3 protein-coding genes are annotated in these 1,628 nt (G+C 70.6%); 1 reads left to right on the top strand and 2 read right to left on the bottom strand.

What is annotated here, in order from left to right; genetic code table 11:
• Positions 1 to 83: 83 nt before the first annotated feature.
• Positions 84 to 218: a hypothetical protein gene (locus tag ACIKT0_RS18060; protein ID WP_407106709.1), complete on the top strand. Its 135-nt coding sequence runs from the start codon at positions 84 to 86 to the stop codon at positions 216 to 218.
• Positions 219 to 239: 21 nt separating this feature from the next.
• On the opposite strand, the gene ACIKT0_RS18055 is transcribed toward ACIKT0_RS18060, so the two are convergent.
• Both ACIKT0_RS18055 and ACIKT0_RS18050 read right to left on the bottom strand, forming a co-directional pair.
• Positions 240 to 935 (bottom strand): hypothetical protein, encoded by a 696-nt coding sequence (locus ACIKT0_RS18055; protein WP_407106710.1) that lies wholly within the window; start codon positions 933 to 935, stop codon positions 240 to 242.
• Positions 936 to 1,023: 88 nt separating this feature from the next.
• On the bottom strand, positions 1,024 to 1,506 hold the full coding sequence (locus ACIKT0_RS18050; RefSeq protein WP_407106708.1) for a DUF3429 domain-containing protein: 483 nt from the start codon (positions 1,504 to 1,506) through the stop codon (positions 1,024 to 1,026).
• Positions 1,507 to 1,628 lie beyond the last annotated feature (122 nt).

Below are 1,628 nucleotides of genomic sequence, written 5' to 3'. Positions count from 1 at the left end.
TGAGGACCACGTCCTCGGCGAGCTCGCGCAACTCCGGGTCGATGTCGTCATAGACGGGCAGGGCGCCCGCGTTGACGATGCCCATGTCCATGCCGGCCGGGCTGAACGTGCGCGACGCCGCCTTCGGCGACCTGTTCGGCGCGGGCGAGATGACGGCGTGGGTGCTGGGCGAGACGGCGGTCTACGCCATCCCGTCGATCGGGCTCAGGCCCGACTGAGGCGGCCGCGCCAGGCGCGGCTCACCACGTGTAGCGCAGGCCCACCGTCTGGTACTGCGCGCCGCCGCTGTTGTGGTTGAACACGCCGAGCTTTCCGCCGGAGCGGTGGTGGAAGCGGAACACCACGTCCCAGTGCTGATTATCCGGCAGGCCGAAGGTGATCTCCGGCGAGAGATAGTGCAGCACGTGCGAGGTGTGGCTCGCCTTGTCGCGCTCGATGCCGTCGATCTTCGAGGCCCAGTTGAGGCCGGTCGAGACCGCGACCGTGGTGCGGAGATAGTTGTTCCAGGGGAACGCCTTCCAGCGCCAGTAGAGCGCGCCCCAGGCTTCCGCCGCGTGCAGCTCGCCGAAGCGCTTGCCGACGCCGAGCTCGGTCTCGAACGCCCAGAGATCCCGATAGGTCAGCACCTCGCGCGAGAACGAGCCGCTGACCAGCGTCGAGTCCTTGGTCTTCCAGTTCCAGGGCGCGGTCTTGAACTTGGCGAAGATGTCGGACATCGGCGTGCTGATGTAGCGGCCGACATAGATCGTCGCCGAGCAGTTCATCTCGCAGGGGCCGAAGGGCGAGTGGAACTGCAGCGCGCTCTCCGCCGCCGGGGCCTCGACCGCGACGGCGGGCGCCTCCGACGCCAGGTCCGCGGCCTGGGCGGAGCCCGCCGCCATGCACAACACCATCGCCACGGCCGCGCCACCGACCGCCTGCAGCACCACGCTCATTTTCACGAAACCTGCCGCCCCCGAAGACGTTACCGAGCCCGCTCCGAGGGCACAGCTAGCATTCCCGGCGGCGTTTTCCAATCTGGGCTCATCCGGCATGGGCCACCACCACCGCGGCCGCCGTCGTCGTGATCGTCGCGAGCGTCGCCAGCAGGATGCGCAGCCGGGGATACCAGCGGGGGGCCGCGAAGCGGGTGCAGCGCGCCGCGTCCACCGCGCCATGGGCCGCCAGACCGAACGCCATGAGCCCGAGCCCCGTGGCGCCGCCGGCCATCAGGCCGAGCCAGCTCCAGAGCGGCGGCGCGATCGCGAGGCCGTAGAGCAGGTTCCGCGTCTCGCGGGAGGGATGCCTCAGGGCGAGGCCCCAATGGACGCCGCCGAGGAAGGAGAGGATCACCGCCCCATAGGCGGTGAGCGCGGCCGGAACGTCGACGCCTTCGGCCGACGCCGGACGGAGCGCGATGACCAGCGACAGCGCGATGAACGGCACGAGCCCCGCCAGGCCGAGCGCCAGCGGAACCTCGGGGATCTCGCGATCCTCCCCGACCGGCTCTGATGCGATGAGCGTCATTCGGAGCCCTCTATCGCCCCGAGAATAGCAGCCGGCGCGAGGGCGGACAGGCGCCTCGCCGCCGCGGCGGCGCGAGCGTCGCCTTTCGGAGACAGTCGCGCCCGGCGTCAGCGCCTGGCGGT

The organism is Hansschlegelia beijingensis, from assembly GCF_045505405.1.
Lineage (GTDB): Bacteria > Pseudomonadota > Alphaproteobacteria > Rhizobiales > Methylopilaceae > Methylopila > Methylopila beijingensis_A.
Note: the sequence above shows the minus strand (reverse complement) of the source record. Positions and strands in the feature narration are given on the sequence as shown.